Raw genomic sequence first — 20,714 nt, 5'->3', positions numbered from 1 at the left:
GAACGTTTTTCAACAGCCTGCTAGGGGTAGGGCGTTGAGAAAGCCGGCCGCGCTCGCTGACCGGGCAGCGGCTTGCGGCTTGCGGCCTGTGGCCCGAGGTGCGCTGGCCATCGTGCACGCCAGCAAAATCGCCGATAACCCTGACAATCCGGGAGCGTTACCCGTCCCACCTGATTCGGAGCTTTCCATGCCAGTTGTTATGTCCCGGTTGCTGCTGTATGTCCGCGATGTTGCGTTGCTGAAGTCCTTCTATCAAACCCATTTCGGGTTTCCGCTCAGCGAAGAAAGCGAAAACGAATGGGCCGTGCTGAAGGCCGGTGCGATTGAGCTTGCCCTGCACCGAGTGGGCGAGCCCTGGCGCGAACGGCCAGTGCACACCAGCACTTCGAACGCAAAAATCGTTTTTTCGCTGGACTCGGGCCTGACGGAATTACGCGAGAAACTCGTGCGCGCCGGGGTGCGAATGCGCGACGTGAAACGCTATGAAGGTTTCGCCCAGCTGCTGTGCGACGGAGAGGATCCCGAAGGAAATGTTTTTCAGCTTTCGCAGGCTGACTAGCCGGCCGTTGAAAAACTTCGTGGAGTGCTTATCCGGGACGAAGACATAGAGATGGGCCCTGGGATATCAGATTAATAAAATCGAATAACCGCTATTTCACGCTTCACAAAAAAATCTGAAGATGGGCGAGAGCAATTGGCGCTGCTGTCGCCCATCCCACTGGAGTGCGAAAATGTCGAATATTTTGCTTCCAGCTCGTTATTTTTTTATTTTTCTTATTTATCTGAATAGCCAGTGCCACCAGTATCACTAACGCCAAGTGGCCGGGCCATTTTTCCCAGATCGCTTAAAAATAGGCCAATAATCTCTGCTTTGCTTCTGAGCGTGCTGTTTTAAACTGGGGGCTGATTTTTTTCTTTTTCGTGAACCAGAGGCTGATTTTCTTCGTTATATGGATTTATTTTTGCGGCTTCACGCAGGTGTTTGACTCCACTGAAGCCGCAGTGTAGTGCTGCCCAAACCATTACCAGATTAATAGCGTAATTTGCCACGCGGCCCGTCATTTCAATTCCAGAGTCACCGTCGGGAGGGCTGGTGAGACATATTTTTGCGATTAAACAGACCCCTAAAATGAGTTTTAGTGATCCAGAAATATTGGCAGCGCGCTTTTCATTTTGTTTGACGCTGACTTGCCAGGTTTTTCTGTTCTCGTTGTTTACAGAAATAGTTTCTGAATTGTCTGAGATGGGATTGTAATTTTTGCTTGCAGGAATGGTCCCATAGCTAATAGGGATTAGAGAAAAATTATTTGAGATTTTCATTGAAATATCCTGTTGTTTGATTAAAAATTTTCTGGCGTGACAGAAATTCGAGGCCTGACGGTTTGCCATTCAGAACGGCAGTTGTTTTTCAGATTATTTGAGTAACAGAAAACTTCAGTTTGTTCCGGTTCATCGGCATTTTTTTAGTGCGGGGCGCATCGGCACCGCACAAGCACAGCGCGGCGGGCACGCTATCCGCCGCGCTGGCTACCTCACCTGGTGTCAGCCGGTTTGAGCATCATTGCCCTGGAACGTTTTGACTGGATGCCAGGCCCCGCGCTGGACCTGATACACGGTGATGGCACTGCCGCGCATATCACCGGCAGAATCAAAGCGGATACGTCCTGTAATGCCGGCATAGTCAGTTTTTGCCAGCTCAGGCAAATAATCGGCCGGCTGTGCTGAACCCGCCGCCTGCATGGCATTAGCCAGCACCATCGTCGCGTCGTAGCTATTGGGCGCATAGAGCTGGACAGCGGTGTTAAAGCGCTCACGAAAACGTCTGTCAAAAGTGGCGTAACCTGGCAGCGTTTTCTTTTGCGCGCCGGGACTGGAGGCATAGGTGCCCTCGGCCGCCTCGGCACCTGCCAGCGCGATCAACTGCGGCGTTTGCATACCATCGGCACCCAGCAATGGCACCTTGATACCCAGCGCATGCATCTGCTTGAGCATGAGCCCAGCTTGCGCGTCCATGCCCCCATAGAAAACAAGATCCGGGTGAAGGTTCTTGATGCCCGTCAAGATGCTACGAAAATCGACCGCATGATCGGTCGTATATTCATGCGCCACGATGTCCGCTCCCAGCGTTTTGACCGCACGCTCGAACTCATCCACCTGGCCCTGGCTTGCCGCGCTGCGATCATCGATCAGCGCAATGCGTTTGACACCCGGCAATGCCATAGCGAAGCGTCCGAGCGCCTGGCTCTGGACCGTGTCGTTTGCGATGTCACGGAATGCCGTTTTAAAGCCCTGCTTGGTGTACGCCGGATTGGTGGCGGACGGCGAAATCTGCGGGATTCCCGCTCTGGCATAGATGGCCGACGCAGGAATGGTCGTCCCCGAATTCCAGTGGCCAATGACACCGGCAACGTGCTCATCAACCAGATGCTGCGCCACGACGGTCGCCTGTTGCGGGCTGGCCGCATCATCTTCCGCCACCATTTCGAACTGAACGCGCCGGCCGCCTATCTTGCGCTGCTCAGCATTCAGAGTCTCGATCGCAAGCTCAACGCCGTATTCATTATCTTTGCCCAAATGCGCCTGTGGCCCGGTGAGCTGGCCCGCCTGGCCAATCTTGACGATAAGTGGCGCGTCTGCTGCCGCAACGTTCGGGCTATCTGCCGGTTTGCTACAGGCGCTCATCAAGACTGCAGCTGTACAACTTAAAACGAGTAAACGATTCATAAGTAGTACCTTAAAAAGTTTCGGAATTAAGAATGGGTGGTAAAGAATTTCAGACGCTGCTTATTCCCGGCTGGGTGTAAATCGTTATTTCACTACTTGATATTTAATTGAGTTAAAGCCAGTTTTTGCCGGGCAGTATTCAGTAGTACCAGTTTTTTTCATAAAATAGCCCAATTTTTAGTTATTAAATCTGCAGCAGGCCATTTTTTGAAATGAGGTATGATGCGCCGTGGTTTGCGCAGCCCCATTTTTTTATGGCCTTATCATTACGGGGCATGGTGGGTTTTTACATAGCGCGGTAGTTTTAATTATGCCTGGTTGATGTCTGATTGTTGTATTTGAAAAATGAGGTTTCCCGGGTTCATAAAAAGCTCAGTTTGATCACCATGGGCTATGTAACAAACTAAATCCAGCAGTTCCATCCTGACGTGAAGAATGCTGCGGCAGGCTGGGCTTGAACCTTTATAGGCGGTGATGTTGTGCCGCGGTGCGCTTTTTCTGGGGCGGGGTAACTAGACCGATGCATTACGGCAAATGACTAGCCGAAGTCATCAACGGAGTCGTCAAACGGAGTAGGCCATGCATCAGTTGATGCTGGACCTCCGGTTAAATTTTTATTTTGCGAATCTGGACAGCATGGCATTTTGCCATGCTGCGTTACGGGTGTGCCCGCTAAATTAAATTAGCCAGAAAATGTAGATGATCTGCGCTGGGCTTGAAAATCGCCGAGAATACTCCGCGAATACCATTGGTCAGAAAAATCATAGTGCAAGGCGTTTGCATGGTTAGCCATTCACATGATTTGGCTGCCGTTCACGGCGCGTGGCGATAATCAATTCAATCTATTTATCCGCTTTCCCGTTGTTTGGCCTCGCTGGAAATACTCTCTCTAACCATTATTGGAAATTTCCCATGTCATTAAATTATTTTGCTGTGAGCTATGGTTTGCAGGCGAATATCCCGTTGTTCATTCGCCGTCTGGCGGCTGCAATGTTGCTTTTTATGCTGGCTGCGTGCGGTGGTGGCGTCTCTGTTGGCGATGGTGCTCAGCCACTGAGCCCTCCCTCTTTATCCTCGCCGTCGCCGGCATCACTTCCTGTGGCGCAATCTGCACCGCCTTCACCGTCCGCACCGTCACCTGCATTACTTCCTGCATCACTTGCTGTGCCGCAATCCGCACAGCTCACGCCCGCTTTGACATCTTTGGTAGCCGACGGCACCCAGTCTTTCAAAGTGAGCGGCACGCTGAGTGGACTGGCCGAAGGTGCCCGCGTGGAATTACGCAATAACGGCACGGATGACCTGAGCGTGCGCGCCAATGGGAGCTTCAGCTTTGCTACGCCCGTGCCTGGCCCAACCTATACGGTCACGGTGAGCAAGCAGCCCGCGTGGCAGTTCTGCACCGTGACCCAGCCAGACAACAAGGCATCGGCTGAAGTAAGCGGTGTGAGCGTGAGCTGTAAAGCGGCACTGGCCCAAGTTTCAACGTTGTCGGGGCAACCAGGCATGAATGGAATGGCAGACGGTACAGGCTCCGAGGCCTCTTTTTACTGGCCCACCGGGGTCGCAAGCGATGCTAACGGAAACCTCTACGTAACGGACCAGTTCAACCACGTCATCCGCAAGATCACGCCAGCAGGCGTCACCACAACGCTGGCAGGACAATTTGGGGTGATAGGTTCACAGGATGCAACTGATGGCCGGATGGCGACGTTCAACTATCCGGTTGGCATAGCAGTCGACGCCAGCGGCAATGTTTACGTGAGTGATCTGGACGCTCACGTGATCCGCAAGATCACACCACAAGGGGCCGTTACCACGCTGGCTGGAAAGGCGGGAGATTTTGGCTCGCAGGATGGCATCGGTACGGAAGCGATGTTTTACAGCCCGATGGGCCTTGCTCTGGATGCCCATGGAAATGTCTATGTGGCAGACTCTAGAAACTATCTGATTCGCCGGATTAGTCCACAGGGCGTTGTCACGACGCTGGCGGGAAGGGCCGGTGAGTCCGGCTCGCTGGATGGCAATCGTGCGGTGGCTACTTTGAGCAGGCCGGTCTTTCTGGCGTTGGATGCGAGCGGCAATGTGTATGTTTCAGAACTGGCCAACAAGATTCGCAAGATCACACCAGCCGGTGAGATTTCGACATTCGCCGGATCGGGTAAGCGAGGCGCTCTCAATGCTCGTGGCACCGCGGCGTCTTTCGATAATCCAGGCGCGATAGCCTTCGACGCTAGCGGTAGTTTGTACGTGGCGGAAACCGGCAACAGCTTGATTCGAAAGATTACTGCGGCAGGGGAGGTGACGACGCTGGCCGGGGCCGCAGACATCCATGGCTGGACCGATGGCGTAGGTGGTCAAGCGAGGTTTGCTAACCCGATAGGTCTGGCTATTGATGCTGATGGCAATCTTTATGTGGCGGACCAGGCGAATCATCTCATCCGCAAAATCACACCTGTTCCAGCGCCTTGAGTTGTGTGTGCTGGTGTAGGTAATGGGGCTCGCGGGGTTGGGGGTTGGTATGGGGGGCTTGTAGATGCTGCCGGGGGAGTGAGCGTGGTTTTTTCGTATTTTTAAGCTGTTGGGGCGGCAGAAAATACAAGACGAATGACCCATAGCCGCCCGAACATTTTCTAAGCTGCCTACGCGGCAGCGAACTACTTTGCCACTGACCCGGATCGGGAAGGCGATTTCTAAGCTGCCTACGCGGCAGCAAACCACCACATCGCGCGCGTGTTCACTCATATCAATTTCTAAGCTGCCTACGCGGCAGCAAACTCGGGAGTTTGCCCGACATGCAGTTTCTCGGCTTTCTAAGCTGCCTACGCGGCAGCAAACTTGCTGCGCAGGTTTAACTATTTTGTTTCGCGTTTCTAAGCTGCCTACGCGGCAGCAAACATGCCGGCCTTGCGCGTGCCCGTCCGCGTCGATTTCTAAGCTGCCTACGCGGCAGCAAACTTGAGGGCGGTCATGCCGTCACCTGAACATTTTTTCTAAGCTGCCTACGCGGCAGTAAACCCGGCGATTGTTCCCGTGCGCGAGCGCGTTCCTTTCTAAGCTGCCTACGCGGCAGCAAACTTGTGGCGACCTCGCTGATAATTTTTGCCCAATTTCTAAGCTGCCTACGCGGCAGCAAACGAGCCTGACTATGACGCGGCCTAATGGCGACTTTTCTAAGCTGCCTACGCGGCAGCAAACACTTGACGCTTCAGCCGTGCCCGTTCTGCAGTTTTCTAAGCTGCCTACGCGGCAGCAAACGATGTCGCTGTGCAAAACTACAATGACATTTTTTTCTAAGCTGCCTACGCGGCAGCAAACAATTTTTGAGGCGCGTCGCGCCGTATCAGGTATTTCTAAGCTGCCTACGCGGCAGCAAACGCGCTGGCCCGTCGCGGCGTGGTGCCGAGAGTTTTCTAAGCTGCCTACGCGGCAGCAAACACACTTCGTCAACGATCTTGATCGAACGGGACTTTCTAAGCTGCCTACGCGGCAGCAAACAAAAAATGTGACTCTCGATAAAGTCACTCTTGTTTCTAAGCTGCCTACGCGGCAGCAAACTAGCCAATTCAAACCACAAGGCCTTGATTCTCCTCAAAAACCCCATCTGCAGGCAAGCATTCTCCAAATTATTCCCTCTTCCTTAACCCATTGATTTAAAAAGAAATAAAAAGCCTCCCAGAAAAAGGGTGTAACTCAAAGACCGTACGCCGATAGATCCACCAGTTGCTGTGGAGGCGCATGCCATCGCCGCTCGCGGCGTCTACCTGCTGCCGAGGCATCCGATAGCGACCAAGCTAGATCCGACAGCCGACAACAAACAACAGACACATCCAACCAGGGTTCTACCGTGCAAATCAGGAGCTCAGAGCGTTGAGTAACACTGACATGGATCACGTCGGGCCGAACCTGATGCGTCAGCCCACCGGATCATGCAACAGCGGCCGCACAGCCCGATAACACGGCGAGAGCAGCATCCCCCGTGTTTTATCCCTGTCACATTTCATTTAATAAATAACGCCGCATAGAAATCTAACTAAAATGAATAAAATATCCACCACCAAAACATCAAACTAATTCACCAAAAATCAACCAAAAATCCTCCCCTAAAAGAATAAAAAATTCCCTTAAAAACACCTAAGCCGAAGCATCAAAAATAGAATAGCGATGCCCTGTCACTATTTTGAGATTGAGTGTAAGATGGCCGCCACCCATTTAAAAAGGAGTAATTCAATGCGAGACGCTGCCAATGCTACCCGATGGACGCTTTCCCTGATTGCCGCTAGTTTGATTGGTGTGGGTGTAGTGGCCTGCAGCTCGTCGGGCACTAGTCCGGCAACTAGCATGAACGCAGCCACAACGGCCAATGCCAGCGTTCCCTCCGACGATCAGATCGTGGCCGCATGGAATTATTTGTATGGGCGTTATCTGGTGCTGCAGCAAGAAAATTACGACATCAATGTCGAGAAAGCGGGCTACAACAAGATTAAATACAATCCGCTCGGCTCAGCTCAGTTTGTGAATCCCAATCTGGATGTGGCTTATCTGGAAGCCTGGCTCGCGGTGGACCCAGATCATGCGGTCATCCTGAATGTGCCAAAAATAACCGGCCGTTATTACACCGCGCAATTGCTTGACGGGTGGGGTGAGGTTATTACCAACATCAATGAGCGCACTTATCCGGATCATCCATATGGCAAGTTCGCGCTGGTGATAAAAGGCACTAATCCACCGGTGCCGTCTGACGCGGTCAAAATCGAATTGCCGTCGGCTAAAGCCAAACTTCTGGCGCGCGTCGAACTTAAAGACTCAGCAAAAACGGCGGTGAAATTACAGCATCAGTTCACGGTGGATGCCGCACCTGACATAAAGATTGAGCCGCCTTTCCCGGTACCGTCGTTTACTCCGGCTGCACCTATTGGGGCTGAGATTTTCGATCACGTCAGTGAAGTCCTCGCCACCTATCCCGATGCCATGCCGAAGGCTGCCGAGTATCAGGCAATGGCACTCAACGTCGCTAATTATCTGAAGAGTAGTGACGCGGCCCGCAAGCGGGTGGGGGATGTCGTCAAGACGAAAGCTGCCCAAGGTTTCCTGCAGCACGCCAAGGGCTTTGGCACGCAGAAGGGCGGCTGGTCGGTGACGTATGTCGCAGGCAAATTTGGTGACGACTATGTGGCGCGCGACATAGTCAACTACGGTGGGTTGTGGGCCAATGTCATCAGCGAAGCGATTTATTTTGTTGGCCTGAACGATAGCGACAATCAACCCCTCGATGGCAGCAAGACCTACGAGATCCGTTTCCCGAAGGGCGAAAAACCGGATGCGCATGTCAATGGGTTCTGGTCTGTCACGTTGTATAGCGTGCCGGATTATCGTGTCGTGCCCAATGCGCTGCATCGCTACAACCTGAACAACGTGTCGCATCTGAAGCCAAATCCGGATGGCAGCACGAGTATCTGGCTGGCACCAGTCAAGCCGAAAAATGCGCCTCAAAGCAACTGGCTGCCTACGCCGGATGGCAAGGGCTTTTCGTTGAATTTCCGCACCTATGTGCCGAAGGCTGAGGTCCAGCAAGGTCAGTGGTTTCCAGCGCCGATCGTGAATGTGAAGTAATGACGCAGAGGGGGCTCAAGGTTTGGCCTGCCGAGGCGTGTCTGCGGCTGGCTGAACTCAACCGGTAGTTGGCTCATCGGGGTTGGCACGGCGCATGCAGCACGTATAATCCGGCCGTTGCCGATCCCCCTCATGGCTCGTGGTACCGACCGATAGATGGCCCGTTCGAACAACGTTGCCGATGAAGGCCATGCACTGGCATGGACGAAAGCGTGCCAGGAATCCTCCTCAACATAGCTCCGCCCATGACCGCGCAAACAATCCTTGAATGCTTTTTAAATAGAATTTTTTTATCGCATTGGCATGCAGTGTTTGAATAAAAACATTGCGAACTGGCAAATTAAATATTTAATTCGCCAATAAAAATTGACCATTGAAGCGAATAATTTAATTTCTCGCAATAACGCAAATTGCATGCAACTGACGTGCAGCACAATTCAGACGCCCGCGTCACTGCGGGCTTTTTGCATTCATGTCTGACCCTGGACGCGAGAGCGTCACGATTTCTGAATTTATTTCAGCCATTGAGCCCAATCAATCAAGGCACTCCCTCATGCAAACCGAAGGCTTCAAAAACGAAAGCTTCATTTCCGGCAAGGACGCATCTCTGGAATTTTCCATTGCCACCATGCAGCAGAAGCTGGCGGCGCGTGGCTTTTTCCTCGAAGAAAGCTCGTGGCTCAATCCGGCCGAAAACATCTGGTCGTGCCATATGCGCGACAAGGCGTGTCCCATGTTGTTCACCAACGGCAAGGGTGCCTCGGAACTGGCGGCCCGTGCCAGCGCAATTGGCGAATTCATCGAGCGCCTGGGCTGCCATTATTTCTGGACGCATTTTTATCTTGGCGCAACCCGGGCCAACCGTCCCTTCGTTCACTACCCGCAGGAGCGCTGGTTTGCTCCCACCGAAGACGGCGCATGGCCAGCGGAATTGCTGAACCCTGAGTTGCACGCGTTCTATAACCCGGACAGCGATATCGACGGCTCGGTGGTGGTCGATCTGAACTCCGGTAACGTGGAGCGCGGCATTTGCGCGCTGCCTTATACCCGTCTGCGAGACGGTGCGACGACATGGTTCCCGGTGAACATCATTGGCAACCTGTATGTCAGTAACGGCATGTCGGCGGGCAATACCAAACTGGAAGCACGCACTCAGGCGTTGTCCGAGATCTTCGAGCGCCAGGTCAAATACCGCATCATCAGCGAGGGCCTGTGTCTTCCCGATGTGCCGGAAGCAGTGATTGCGCGTTACCCGAGCATTGCCGCTGGTGTGAAGTCGTTGCGCGACGCGGGCTTCGGCATCCTGATCAAAGACGCGTCGCTGGGTGGCCGCTACCCGGTGATGAACGTGACCTTGCTGCATCCAAAGGATCAGGGGGTGTTCCCGAGCTTCGGCGCGCATCCGCGTTTCGAAATCGCACTGGAGCGCGCGCTGACCGAATTGCTGCAAGGCCGCTCGCTCGAATCACTGGAAGACTTTCCGGAGCCCGGTTTCGACATGGAAGAGATTGCCGCTGTGTCGAATCTGGAGATTCACTTTGTCGATTCGAGCGGCGTGGTGAGCTGGAATTTCCTGAGCGACAAACCGGACTATGAATTCGCCGACTGGAATTTCAGTGCGACGACACAGGAAGATTACGACTGGTTGTGTGCCTGCCTCGCTGACGAAGAGAAAGACGTATACGTTGCCGATTTTGAAGAACTCGGCGCCTATGCTTGCCGGATTCTCGTACCAGGCATGTCGGAGATTTATCCGGTGGAAGACCTGCAATGGGAGAACAACAGCGTGGGTAACGACATCCGTCCTGCACTGGTGCGTTTGAACGAGCTTGACGATGACGAGTGCCGCGCGCTGCTTGATGAGCTGCAGACGATGAATCTTGGCGATGAGCGGCCGCTCTGGGAAATTCTCGGTCTTGCCGTACCGCTGGGGACGGCCTGGAAAGAACTGCGCATCGGTGAGCTCAAGACCTTGCTGGCGCTGGCGCTTGGTGATGCGGAGACCGCGCGCGAAGGCTGTGACTGGATTCACCATTACCGCCAGATGAACCGGGGACGCTGGCTGGTTTACCGGTGTGTCGAAGCGCTGCTCAAGCTCGATACGCCGGCCAATTTCACGCATTCGCTGACGTTGCTGTATGGCGCGGAAACACTGCGTCAGGCGCAAGCGCTAGTGGCGCGCAAGGAGCGATTCTTTGGTCTGGTCTCGCTCGGTGCGGATTTCGAGGGCAGCGCGATGCACAGTAATTTGCTTGCGGCTTACGACAAGTTGTTTGCTGCGACGGCTGCGACCTGAAAACGAGGGACGTGTGCGGGGCTGGTGGCGGATTAAGCGGTTTTAGAAGCTGTTGCGAAATTATGTTTTGGGTCTGTTAACTTTCTGTTTTGTTTTGCCTGACAGGAAGCGATGCCGAAAGAACTGATAGACGACGAATTGTGGTTACTGATTGAACCGCTGCTAGGTATCCCCCATTTCTAAGTGTCGCTAGAGGTAGAGGCTAAGCCGCTATGGCCGATCGCTGTTCCGGGGTTATGCCACCGAGCACCATGTTTGGGCGTTCATGATTGTAAGACCGCAACCATTTCGTGGCGTAATCCTGGACTTCTGCGATGGTTTCGAACAGATAGTGCGCCAGCCAATCGTATCGAACCGTTCTGTTGTATCGCTCGATGCAGGCGTTCTGCTGAGACTTTCCTGGCTGAATGAACTACAGCTTGATTCCTCGCTTTTGCGCCCAGTCCCTGAGCGCGTCGCTGACGTATTCGGGGCCGTTGTCGCAACGAATCCCCGTTGGACAGCCCTGCCACTCAATGACCTGATCCAAGGTGCGGATCACCCGGGGCGACGGCATCGAGAAGTCCACGTCGAGGCACAATCCTTCGCGATTGAAGTCGTCGATCACGTTGAACAGTCGGAAACTACGGCCATCAGCCCGTTGATCGTGCAGGAAATTCATCGACTAGCTTTGGTTCAAGGCTGACGAGACTGCCAAGGGCTCAGGCTGCTTGCGCATCAACCGCTTGCGTGGCTTGATGCGCAGGTTCAGCTCCAACCCCCGGTATCTGCGATACACGCGCTTATGGTTCCAGCCGAAGCCTTTGACGTTACGCAGATACAGAAAGCACAGGCCGAAGCCCCAATTGCGCTGGCTGTCGGTGAGCTTGACCAGTCAGTTAGCAATGACCTCGTTCTGCGCCGAATGCTGGGCTCGATACCGATAACAGGTCTCACTCACGCCAAACGTCGCGCAAGCGGTCTTGATCGATACGCCAAACTCCTTGACTGCACGCATGGCCATCTCGCGTCGATGAGATGGCCTCACCACTTTTTTCGATGGCTTCCTTCAGGATATCGGCCTTTAGGCGCTCCTCGGCGTACATCTTCTTGAGCCTGGCGTTCTCGGCTTCGAGCTCCTTCATGCGCGTCATCAACGCCGCGTCCATGCCACCGTACCTGGCTCGCCATTTGTAGCAGCTCGCGCTGCTCATGCCGTGTTCTCGGCATAGCTCCGGTACTGGTGTGCCGGCTTTGGCCTGCTTCAAAATGGCGATGATTTGGCTGTCTGTAAATCGAGAGGTCTTCATGCAGAACTTCCTATCCTTCCGTTACCAGGAAACTCTACCTCCCACGACGCTTGCTTTTCGGGGGAATGCCAGCGCACCATTGAAAGCATCAAGCGATGCTATGATTCGTGCTTAATTTTATGGAGATTCCCATGCGTACGACTATTGCGCTTGATGACGACTTGATCGCCAAGGCTCAAGCCTATACGGGCGTGAAGGAAAAAACGGCGCTCGTGCGCGAAGCGCTAAAGGCCCTGATCCAGCGTGAAGCCGCGAAACGACTCGCAAATCTTGGCGGTAGCCAACCGGGCATCAAGGCCGCACCGCGTCGCCGGCAGAACGCCGAATGATTCTCGTTGATACGTCAGTCTGGATCGACCACATCAACGCTTCTGATCCTATGTTGATTACCCTGCTTGCCGAGGAGCGCGTGCTGGCTCATCCCTATGTGATAGGCGAGATTTCGCTCGGTAGTTTGCGTTCCCGTGATGTCGTGCTTGGCGCGTTGCTCGACCTGCCGCGCGCTCCTGTTGCAACACCGGATGAGACGTTTTATCTGATCGAGCGCGAAGGCTTGTTCAATCGCGGAATCGGATACGTCGACACGTCACTGCTGGCGTCCGCGCGCCTACAACCCGGCATTACCATCTGGACGCGCGATAAGCGATTGAAGAAGGTTGCCGATGAACTCAATCTCGGTGCAATGCTGGCGCACTAGATAACGGCAAGGTCGATGACCATTACGGACTAGGAGCAGACTCTTACCGACGCCCTGAAGCGTTCAGGTGACTGGATGAACGCGTGCGTAACTCTTATAGATGATGTCGCGTTTGAGACGACGCTTCGCGCCCGTGTGGCCGTTTCGTTGCATCATCTTTGCATCGAACATCACAGGGGCGGTCACGTTCTAATCGAGCGTGGCGTTCGGAGGTCTGCGTTCGCTCTATACCGGCCGCAATTCGAAGCATATGTCCGCAGGTGTTGGTATGCCGTTTGTGCACAAGAAGACCAACTTGCGACGTTCGTTGCAGGTAAAAATCTACCTGATATGAACAGCCTGGTTAAGGATCTTGAAACGTCGGCAGATGAAATCGGTGGTTTGATACCGCAGGTAAAGCAGGATGCATGGCCGAACATGTGTGTGTTCACTGATGGTGGATCAATCCAGGTCAAAGCGCTGCAGACCAGTCTTTTTGATCGACATCGAAACATCTTTCAAGCTGTATATAGCCGGATTTGACGAAAAAACATTTCGACCAGTGAAAAGGGGAATGAATTCGAGTCAGTAGGCTAGGAGGCCGGATGCTCGTTACCCCTCAGATAGTTTAACTAGCGAAAGTCACGCTTGCGAACGGACTGGACTGGTCGCCGGCTGCGGACAAGATACTGTCCGTTGACAACTCGCTGTGTTTTTGTTCGTACCCCGATGTACCCCGATGGGGCATGGATCACCAACATGCACAGCGAAGCGAGTATGGAAGGCTGGACGAAATTGGAATGCGTGATCGCACTCCCTTAGAAGCTGTTGCGAAATTATGTTTTGGGTCTGTTAACTTTCTGTTTTGTTTTGCCTGACAGGAAGCGATGCCGAAAGAACTGATAGACGACGAATTGTGGTCACTCATCGAACCGCTGCTGCCCGCGCGAGCCCCACGCAATCGCTAGTACGCGGGCCGCAAACCGACGCCAGACCGAGCCGTGCTGACGGGCATCGTGTTCGTGCTGCGCTTGGGCATTGCGTGGAACCTGCTGCCGCAGGAAATGGGTTGCGGCTCAGGCACCACCTGCTGGCGACGGCTCGTCGCATGGCAGAAGGCCGGTGTCTGGCAACGTATCCATGAAACGCTGCCGGCCGAACTATGCCGCCGTGGCGAAATCGACTTAACGCGTGCCATCATCGACAGCTCATCAATTCGCGCCATGCTGGCGGGAAAAAACCGGCCCGAATCCCACGGACCGGCGCAAGTTCGGCAGCAAGCACCACCTCATCGTCGACGCCCAAGGCATCCCGCTCGCAGTCATCCTGACCGGCGCAAAGCGCCACGACATTACGCAGCTCGATGCACTCGTCGATGCGATCCCACACATCCGGGGCAAACGTGGCCGTCCCCCTGCACAAGCCGCAAATCGTTCAGAGCGACCGGGGCTACAGTTCCGAGCCACATCGGCAGCGCTTGCGCGAACGTGGCATCACACCCGTGCTCGCAAAAATTGGCTCGCTCCATGGCAGCGGACTCGGCAAAACGCGTTGGCTAGTCGAGCGTTGGATTGTCTGGCTTCACTCGTTTCAACGCCTGAAGATTCGCTATGAACGCTACGCTCATCTCCACGAGGCTTTCCTCTCGTTAGCCTGCGCCTTGATTTGCCGGACCCACCTCAAGCCTTGGTTTAACTCATTTCGCAACAGCTTCTTAAGCGGCTTAAAACCAGGTAACCAGGCGCAGTTGAAGTGTCGAAACTGGCTGATGGATATCAACCGGGTACAGGCTTGCGCTGTTTTTCGATGGTGACAGGGGGTGTTCGCAGGCGCTGTGTGCCTGCGAACACCCCCCGTTGAGCGAGGCCAGGTATGCGTAGTGTCGATCTTTGTATCGCTTTTCAAGCACCTCGACAATGCGCTCGTTTATCTTTCCGTCGGGGTCGAATTCCTGTTATGTCTGTGCTGCCAGTCTATTTATATTTAACTCGATTGATTTAAAAATATAATCAAGTGAATATTTAATTTCAGATGAATTTTCGGAAAAATCAGTGGCAATATGCTGGGTATTTTTCTTGAGAGAATTTTCTGGTTCTTGGAGTTCTGTTTGAGTAACGGTAGATGGAGAGCATATTTTTTTCGAAATGACACCAAAAATATCAATGAGGCCAGGGGTGATGGTGCAGAATTTCAATGATTGACTGAGATTAAGCAGTATTTTATGATCTAGGTTGTGAAAATTATTAATCTCTTTGGCAAGGATTGAAAGCAGGCGATCAATTGAGGCGCTGGAGAGTTTTTGGGTGTCTTCTGCAAAAACATACGTTATAAAATTTTCGAAGTAGCAATTTTTTTCCCGTAGATATTCGAATGTGCCGATGCAGGCCTTGACTAGCATCTTTGATTCTTCGGATTCAGTAGCATGCGCAATAGCCATTAAAGATTTGTTTAAAGTTAAGGGTGATGCACGTGGAATGATGGTGGCCAATTTTTCTCGAACAACATCGGCACCCTTGATTTCAGCGGAAAATTGGAGGAGTTCAATATATTTCATGCACTTGGTTAATCTGGAATTGGGGTTGGCATTGGTATTGTGGGAGCTGATTATGCGGTTCATAAAATTGAATGCCTCATTGATTAAATCAGCTGAGCCGATCAGACGTGCATTGGCAGTATGTTGAGAAATTGTTTTCCTGGTCCATTTTTCTGTTTTTGCATTTGTGGTGAGATATTCAAAAATAGCGTCACAATTGGCAACAATTTCAGGAAAATTGGCACGAGCAATTTTAATTTTGCCGGCAAAAAGCGTGAGATTATTTACCTCTATCGGACTGATGATGCGATATTTTTGCTCGCGGAGAAATTTAATAGCTGTTTCCAGCGCTTTCAGCTGGACGTCTGAATTTTCATGATTCTGGATACTGGCTAGCAGTTTGGCCGGTAACGTGGATGGCAGGGTATTTTTATGTTCGAGAATAAAGTCGCAAATTAATTCGTAAGAGTCAAATAAATAACCTTCAGTGTCTTTTTTCTGGCTCAGATATTTCTAATATTGCTTCGAGATTTATATTGAGAAGGAGAGGGTTCGGCGCGAACAAATTTTCATTTGCGTGCTTTATATAGCGGTTAAGTTCGGATATTAGTTCTGTTGCTGTAAAATTGTAATTATTTTTATTTTGGAAAGTTGGTTTGAATTATTGTCTGTCTGATATGGGTTGGTGTTGCTGTTTTGCTTGCCACGTTGATAAGGGTGGGTGCGATTGTTTAGTATTTTCGTTTCGGTTTGTAAGTGCCGCTGTTTTAGGGGAGGGGACGAAACCTGGGAGTGAGACCAGTTTGAATGAAAGCTGGCGCGAGGGTCCTGATATTGAGGATAAAGTGCCGGAGCCGGATTTGAAAAATAAATGCCGGGCTGCGAGTGTTGCGGAGAAAAAAATCCGAAATTATATTGCTGGTTAACTGGATGTGGCTAATTCCAGTAGCCATTGTCTTGATTTTGGTCTGGATTTTTAGAGTGGAAATGTGGGTGATTATTAGTCACCTGATTGTCAGGCCGTCTAAAATTATACTTGGCGGTAGTTGAAATGCTGGTGTTATAGGATTTTGTCATGATTAATCCGGGGTTTTAAATGGGGCGCATGCTGAGTAACGATATATGCGTTTTGGTTCCGTGATGTGGATTAATTGACGCGAGCTTAAAATGCCTGCTTTATCAGAGATATAAGCTGTACCAAATCCGTGCGCCATGTCTTTCACATGAATCGCCGGATCTGGCTTTGGGTGACAGGCGCGGGATCTGTGCACAAGGGCGGTTGATGTTGCGCCATCCTGGCTGTTGCTTCCGGCTTTGGCCGGCAGAGCGATGGCGTTTGATCGCTGTTCGCAGTTGCTGCGCCAGCAATGCGCTGTGGCATTCGTGGCGCGGTGTTCGTGGTGTCGTGGTATCTGCGGCGTCGCTCGTGATTTACCGCAAGCAATTCAGACGTTCTTAATTAAGTCAGCGTGGCAAGAGGGGCGATTTTCACGCGATACCACAGCGGGCAGGCGCTCTCCGCGCGGGAGAGCGGGGGTGCAAGCCTAGAACCGCATGCCCGCCGCGCATCCTCCCGCGAAGCCGCCCCCGCTACCGCCGCCTCCGCCACAAAACACGCCACAGCCGGACAACGCGGTGCATACCACGAGGGCTGTTAGTGTTAGGCGCAGGCGCGAGCTGGCGGGCGTCAAGAGTGCGTGTGGCGCATGTGGCCTGCACCGCCCGGCGCGCGGCGAAGGTTGCTTGAGTAAGGTGTGTTCGATGGCAAAAAAGTGTTTCTGGATTTTCATACCGGAGCCGTACTGAACAGAAATTTGAACGGGGTGAAGCATAGCGCAGGTGGCGGTGTGCGTTATCCCTTGAGCGAGGCTCGACGGCTATCCCGCGAGCGCTTTGCCTGTAGGGAAGCGAGGATGGAACAAGGATGAAGCCCAAAAACGCCGCCCAAAAACGCCGTCAGCCCCCTGCTAGAATGCGCCGGCCTCACTGGCATGCCGCGCAGCGTTCTGGATAAACGATGAAACAGCTCGACGAAAGTATTGAATCAAGCGATGACATAGCGGCGCGCGAAGCGCGCGACCGTCATTTCATGGCCCTGGCGCTGGCTGCCGCGCAAGAAGCCGAGGCGGCGGGTGAGGTGCCCGTGGGTGCTGTGCTGGTGAAGGATGGCAAGGTGATCGCCAGAGGATTCAATCATCCGATTGGCACGCATGATCCGTCGGCTCACGCGGAAATGCTGGCGTTGCGTGGTGCGGCTCAGGCGCTGGCCAATTACCGTTTGCCGGGTTGTGAGCTTTACGTGACGCTTGAGCCGTGCCTGATGTGCGCGGGCGCGATCATGCATGCGCGCCTCGCGCGCGTGGTGTTTGGCGCGCGGGACCCCAAAACGGGTGTTTGTGGCAGCGTGATGAATGCCTTTGCCCAGCCGCAGTTGAACCATCACACGGCGGTTATCGGTGGCGTGCTCGAACACGAATGCAGCGCGGCGCTCAAGCGGTTTTTTGCCCAGCGGCGCGAGGCCAGCCGTATTGCCCGCGACGCCGGGCGTGGCGCAGCCGAATCCTCCGGGCCGCTTTCAGACGCTGTCTAGCCGATCTCTCCCTTCCTGAATTCCTGAACTCCTGAGCTTCCTGAACATGACCGTTCTCCGCACGCTTGAACTGATTGCGCCCTCGGGCTATCCAGATGATCCGCAAACGGTTCAGCGCGCGCTGCAGCAGTTGCGTGCACAAGGGTTGCAGATTCAGGGGGAGCAGGTTACCCAGCGGTGCGTGCAGCGTTTTGCCGGCACGGATGGCGAGCGCATCGCAGACCTGAACCGCCTGGCTGACCCTGAGCGCCGCTTGCCGGACATCGTGATGGCGGTGCGTGGTGGGTATGGCGCAGTGCGATTGCTACATGAGCTCGACTACAAGGGCCTGCAGCAGCGTTTGCATGATCAGCCAGTGGCGCTGGTCGGGCATAGCGATTTCACCGCGATTCAACTGGCGCTGCTGGCCCGCGCGGGGCTGACGACGTTCAGCGGGCCGATGCTGACCAGCGATTTCGGCGCACCGGTGCTGAGTGCGTTCACGCTGCAGCATTTCTGGTCTGCGCTGACCCAGCCGGTTTTCACGCTGAGCAGCATGGTGCCGCAGCTCCAGTCCGCTGATGTGACGGGCCTTCTGTGGGGCGGTAACCTGGCGGTGCTGGCGTCGCTGGTGGGCACGCCGTATTTGCCGCAGGTGCAAGGCGGCATTCTCTTTATCGAAGACATCAACGAGCAGCCGTTCCGTCTCGAACGGATGATTTATCAGTTGCATGAGGCTGGCATTCTCCGGCAGCAGCAGGCGCTGCTGCTAGGGGACTTCTCAGGTGGCCGCAGGTTCGACTACGACAATGGTTACGACTTGCACGCGATGATTGACCAGGTGCGCTCGGTGATCGGGATTCCGCTTGTCACCGGCTTGTCGTTTGGCCACATCCCAGACAAGGTGACGTTGCCCGTGGGAGCGAAGGCACGTTTGCTGGCTAATGCGCATGGTTTTACGCTCACGGTGTCAGGGCATCCGACGCTGGCCTGAGGTTGGGCCTGAGGTTGGGCCTGAGCCTGGGCGGTTGGCATTAGCGTCTCGCGTTACGTTCCAGCGTCAGCTTTCGCCCCTGGCCCTGCCTTCAGACATTGCAGACATACCGGTCTGGGTTCAACGGTTGTTCAGCCGGATCCACTGGTTCGCCGCGCATTTCTCATCCCCCATCTTCCGCATGCAGCACGCTACCGTTTGCCGAGGGTAAACGCGGAGTTTGTTCTGATGCCCTGCCAGACAGGCCCATGTGCCGTCCATACGCCGATGCATACACGCACTATCTGCCTGCGTGTATGGCGCGAGAGAGTGTTTTCGCTACACTTGCTCCACTTTTCCAGGCGGGCCTGAAACACGTTGCTACTGGCTGTTCTGGTCTGCCTTGATGCATGCTGGTTCCCGTGCATGGCGTCGTCTGCAGCTAGTTCGTCATCCGTATTTCATCCGCCTCTCATTGGCCTGTCACTTTCCTGTCACTCACGTATCCTGGCGTCCAACCATGTCATCTGATTCGTACTATCCCCGCGATATGCGCGGCTATGGCCGTTATCCGGTTCAGGCCAACTGGCCGGGACGCGCCCGTATTGCGGTGCAGTTTGTGCTCAATTACGAAGAGGGCGGCGAAAACTGCGTGCTGCATGGTGATCCGGCCTCAGAACAGTTTCTGTCTGAAATCGTGGGTGCTGCGGCATACCCTGCGCGCCATATGAGCATGGAATCCATCTACGAATACGGCTCACGGGTTGGGGTGTGGCGCATCCTGCGCGAGTTCGAAAAACGGGGTTTGCCGCTCACGGTATTTGGCGTCGGCATGGCGCTTGAGCGGCAGCCTGAGGTGGCCCGGGCGTTTGTCGAGCTTGGTCATGAAATTGCCTGCCATGGTTATCGCTGGATTCACTATCAGGACATGCCGGCTGAACGCGAGGCCGAACATATGCGCCTCGGCATGGCAGCGATTGAGCGCATCACGGGCGTGCGTCCGCTTGGCTGGTACACCGGCCGCGACAGCCCGAATACGCGCCGTCTGGTTGCCGAATATGGCGGCTTTCTTTACGACTCCGATTACTACGGTGACGATCTGCCGTTCTGGATGGATGTGCCTGTGAGTGGGGGCGCAACGGTGCCGCAACTGATCGTGCCTTACACGCTGGATACCAACGACATGCGCTTCGCCAGCCCCCAGGGCTTCAACACGGCGGACCATTTTTTTACCTACCTGCGCGATGCATTCGATGTGCTTTACGCCGAAGGCGATGAAGCTCCCAAGATGCTGTCGGTCGGCATGCATTGCCGCTTGCTGGGGCGGCCTGGGCGGTTTCGTGCGCTGCAGCGTTTTCTCGATTATGTGCAGCAGCATGAGCGTGTCTGGGTGGCGCGCCGCGTGGAGATCGCACGGCACTGGCGTGAACAGCATCCGTATCAGCCAACACTCAACGGGAGCGAGGCATGAAAGCCATGCAAGACACCCTTAAATACCCCCTTAATCAGCTTAATCAGGCGTCGCTCGAAGAGTTTGTCACGGCGTTATCCGGTGTGTTTGAACATTCGCCATGGGTGGCGCGCAATGTAGCGGCGCAACGGCCCTTTGCCAGTATTGATGCGTTGCATCAGGCGATGATTCAAGCGGTTGAAACTGCGGGTGAGCCGGCCCAGCTCGTGCTGATCAACGCTCACCCGGAACTGGCGGGCAAAGCCGCGGTACGGGGCGAACTCACCGATGAGTCCACCCGCGAGCAAAGCGGCGCGGGCCTCAACCTGTGCACTCAGGAAGAGTTCGACAAGCTTCTCAGGCTGAATGCCACATACCGCAAGAAGTTTGGTTTCCCTTTCATTCTGGCGGTGCGTGGCTATGACCGTCACGGCATCATCAAAAATTTCGAAGCGCGAATCAATCACAGCTACGCCGAAGAGTTGCGCGCGAGCCTTGACCAGATTTACCGGATTGCCCGTTTCAGGCTTGATGACCTGATTGATGCTTGATGGCGCTTAAATCCGCGCGGCATATCGCTTCGGGTGGCTA

General features: G+C 54.0%; 14 protein-coding genes, 2 pseudogenes and 1 CRISPR repeat array. Of the genes and pseudogenes, 12 read left to right on the top strand and 4 right to left on the bottom strand.

Going from position 1 to position 20,714, the window contains the following annotated elements:
• Positions 1–34 precede the first annotated feature (34 nt).
• Complete coding sequence (locus GH656_RS08400) at positions 35–559, top strand: VOC family protein (RefSeq protein ID WP_343039008.1); 525 nt, start codon at positions 35–37, stop codon at positions 557–559.
• A 332-nt stretch (positions 560–891) separates the two neighbouring features.
• Here the strand turns inward: GH656_RS08400 and GH656_RS08395 are convergent, their stop codons facing one another.
• Positions 892–1,389 carry a hypothetical protein gene (locus GH656_RS08395; protein ID WP_174769717.1) on the bottom strand — a complete coding sequence of 166 codons (498 nt, stop codon included), beginning with the start codon at positions 1,387–1,389 and terminating at the stop codon, positions 892–894.
• 153 nt (positions 1,390–1,542) lie between these two features.
• Entirely contained in the window at positions 1,543–2,682 is a 1,140-nt protein-coding gene (locus GH656_RS08390) for a branched-chain amino acid ABC transporter substrate-binding protein (RefSeq protein ID WP_246184235.1), read from the bottom strand.
• A gap of 864 nt (positions 2,683–3,546) precedes the next feature.
• Between GH656_RS08390 and GH656_RS17895 the strand changes: the two genes are divergently transcribed.
• The 3 genes from GH656_RS17895 (at position 3,547) to ycaO (ending at position 10,633) form a co-directional block, all read left to right on the top strand.
• Positions 3,547–5,196, top strand: coding sequence for an NHL repeat-containing protein (locus tag GH656_RS17895; protein WP_217352238.1), 1,650 nt, complete (start codon positions 3,547–3,549; stop codon positions 5,194–5,196).
• A 158-nt stretch (positions 5,197–5,354) separates the two neighbouring features.
• Positions 5,355–6,282: direct repeats of the CRISPR family, unit length 28 nt; unit sequence TTTCTAAGCTGCCTACGCGGCAGCAAAC.
• 783 nt (positions 6,283–7,065) lie between these two features.
• On the top strand, positions 7,066–8,337 hold the full coding sequence (locus tag GH656_RS08380; protein ID WP_153075454.1) for a DUF1214 domain-containing protein: 1,272 nt from the start codon (positions 7,066–7,068) through the stop codon (positions 8,335–8,337).
• Positions 8,338–8,890: 553 nt separating this feature from the next.
• Positions 8,891–10,633, top strand: a complete 1,743-nt coding sequence (gene ycaO / locus GH656_RS08375; protein ID WP_153075453.1) for a 30S ribosomal protein S12 methylthiotransferase accessory factor YcaO — start codon at positions 8,891–8,893, stop codon at positions 10,631–10,633.
• A 202-nt stretch (positions 10,634–10,835) separates the two neighbouring features.
• Here the strand turns inward: ycaO and GH656_RS08370 are convergent.
• Positions 10,836–11,922: pseudogene (locus GH656_RS08370) on the bottom strand (IS3 family transposase).
• Positions 11,923–12,053: 131 nt separating this feature from the next.
• Here GH656_RS08370 and GH656_RS08365 point away from each other — a divergent pair.
• The 4 genes and pseudogenes from GH656_RS08365 to GH656_RS08355 form a co-directional block, all read left to right on the top strand.
• Positions 12,054–12,251 (top strand): type II toxin-antitoxin system VapB family antitoxin, encoded by a 198-nt coding sequence (locus GH656_RS08365; protein WP_153075452.1) that lies wholly within the window; start codon positions 12,054–12,056, stop codon positions 12,249–12,251.
• Positions 12,248–12,619: a type II toxin-antitoxin system VapC family toxin gene (locus GH656_RS08360; RefSeq protein WP_153075451.1), complete on the top strand. Its 372-nt coding sequence runs from the start codon at positions 12,248–12,250 to the stop codon at positions 12,617–12,619. Before GH656_RS08365 ends, GH656_RS08360 begins: the two co-directional genes overlap by 4 nt.
• A gap of 75 nt (positions 12,620–12,694) precedes the next feature.
• On the top strand, positions 12,695–13,141 hold the full coding sequence (locus GH656_RS18285; RefSeq protein WP_425495856.1) for a DUF6988 family protein: 447 nt from the start codon (positions 12,695–12,697) through the stop codon (positions 13,139–13,141).
• Positions 13,142–13,485: 344 nt separating this feature from the next.
• Positions 13,486–14,267, top strand: a pseudogene (locus GH656_RS08355) (IS5 family transposase); the annotation flags it as partial.
• Between the two features lie 285 nt (positions 14,268–14,552).
• Here GH656_RS08355 and GH656_RS08350 read toward each other — a convergent pair.
• Positions 14,553–15,152 carry a hypothetical protein gene (locus tag GH656_RS08350; RefSeq protein WP_153075450.1) on the bottom strand — a complete coding sequence of 200 codons (600 nt, stop codon included), beginning with the start codon at positions 15,150–15,152 and terminating at the stop codon, positions 14,553–14,555.
• 1,996 nt (positions 15,153–17,148) lie between these two features.
• Between GH656_RS08350 and tadA the strand changes: the two genes are divergently transcribed.
• The 4 genes from tadA to uraD all read left to right on the top strand — a co-directional run bounded on the left by tadA (position 17,149) and on the right by uraD (position 20,674).
• Positions 17,149–17,721, top strand: a complete 573-nt coding sequence (gene tadA, locus GH656_RS08345) for a tRNA adenosine(34) deaminase TadA (RefSeq protein ID WP_153075449.1) — start codon at positions 17,149–17,151, stop codon at positions 17,719–17,721.
• 46 nt (positions 17,722–17,767) lie between these two features.
• Positions 17,768–18,694, top strand: a complete 927-nt coding sequence (gene ldcA, locus GH656_RS08340; RefSeq protein ID WP_153075448.1) for a muramoyltetrapeptide carboxypeptidase — start codon at positions 17,768–17,770, stop codon at positions 18,692–18,694.
• Positions 18,695–19,193: 499 nt separating this feature from the next.
• A complete protein-coding gene (puuE, locus tag GH656_RS08335; protein WP_153075447.1) occupies positions 19,194–20,144 on the top strand; it encodes an allantoinase PuuE in 951 nt (316 codons plus the stop codon).
• On the top strand, positions 20,141–20,674 hold the full coding sequence (gene uraD / locus GH656_RS08330) for a 2-oxo-4-hydroxy-4-carboxy-5-ureidoimidazoline decarboxylase (protein WP_153075446.1): 534 nt from the start codon (positions 20,141–20,143) through the stop codon (positions 20,672–20,674). The genes puuE and uraD overlap by 4 nt, the downstream gene beginning before the upstream one ends.
• The last annotated feature ends 40 nt before the right edge of the window (positions 20,675–20,714 follow it).

Source organism: Paraburkholderia bonniea (genome assembly GCF_009455625.1).
GTDB classification, from domain to species: Bacteria; Pseudomonadota; Gammaproteobacteria; order Burkholderiales; family Burkholderiaceae; genus Paraburkholderia; species Paraburkholderia bonniea.
Note: the sequence above shows the minus strand (reverse complement) of the source record. Positions and strands in the feature narration are given on the sequence as shown.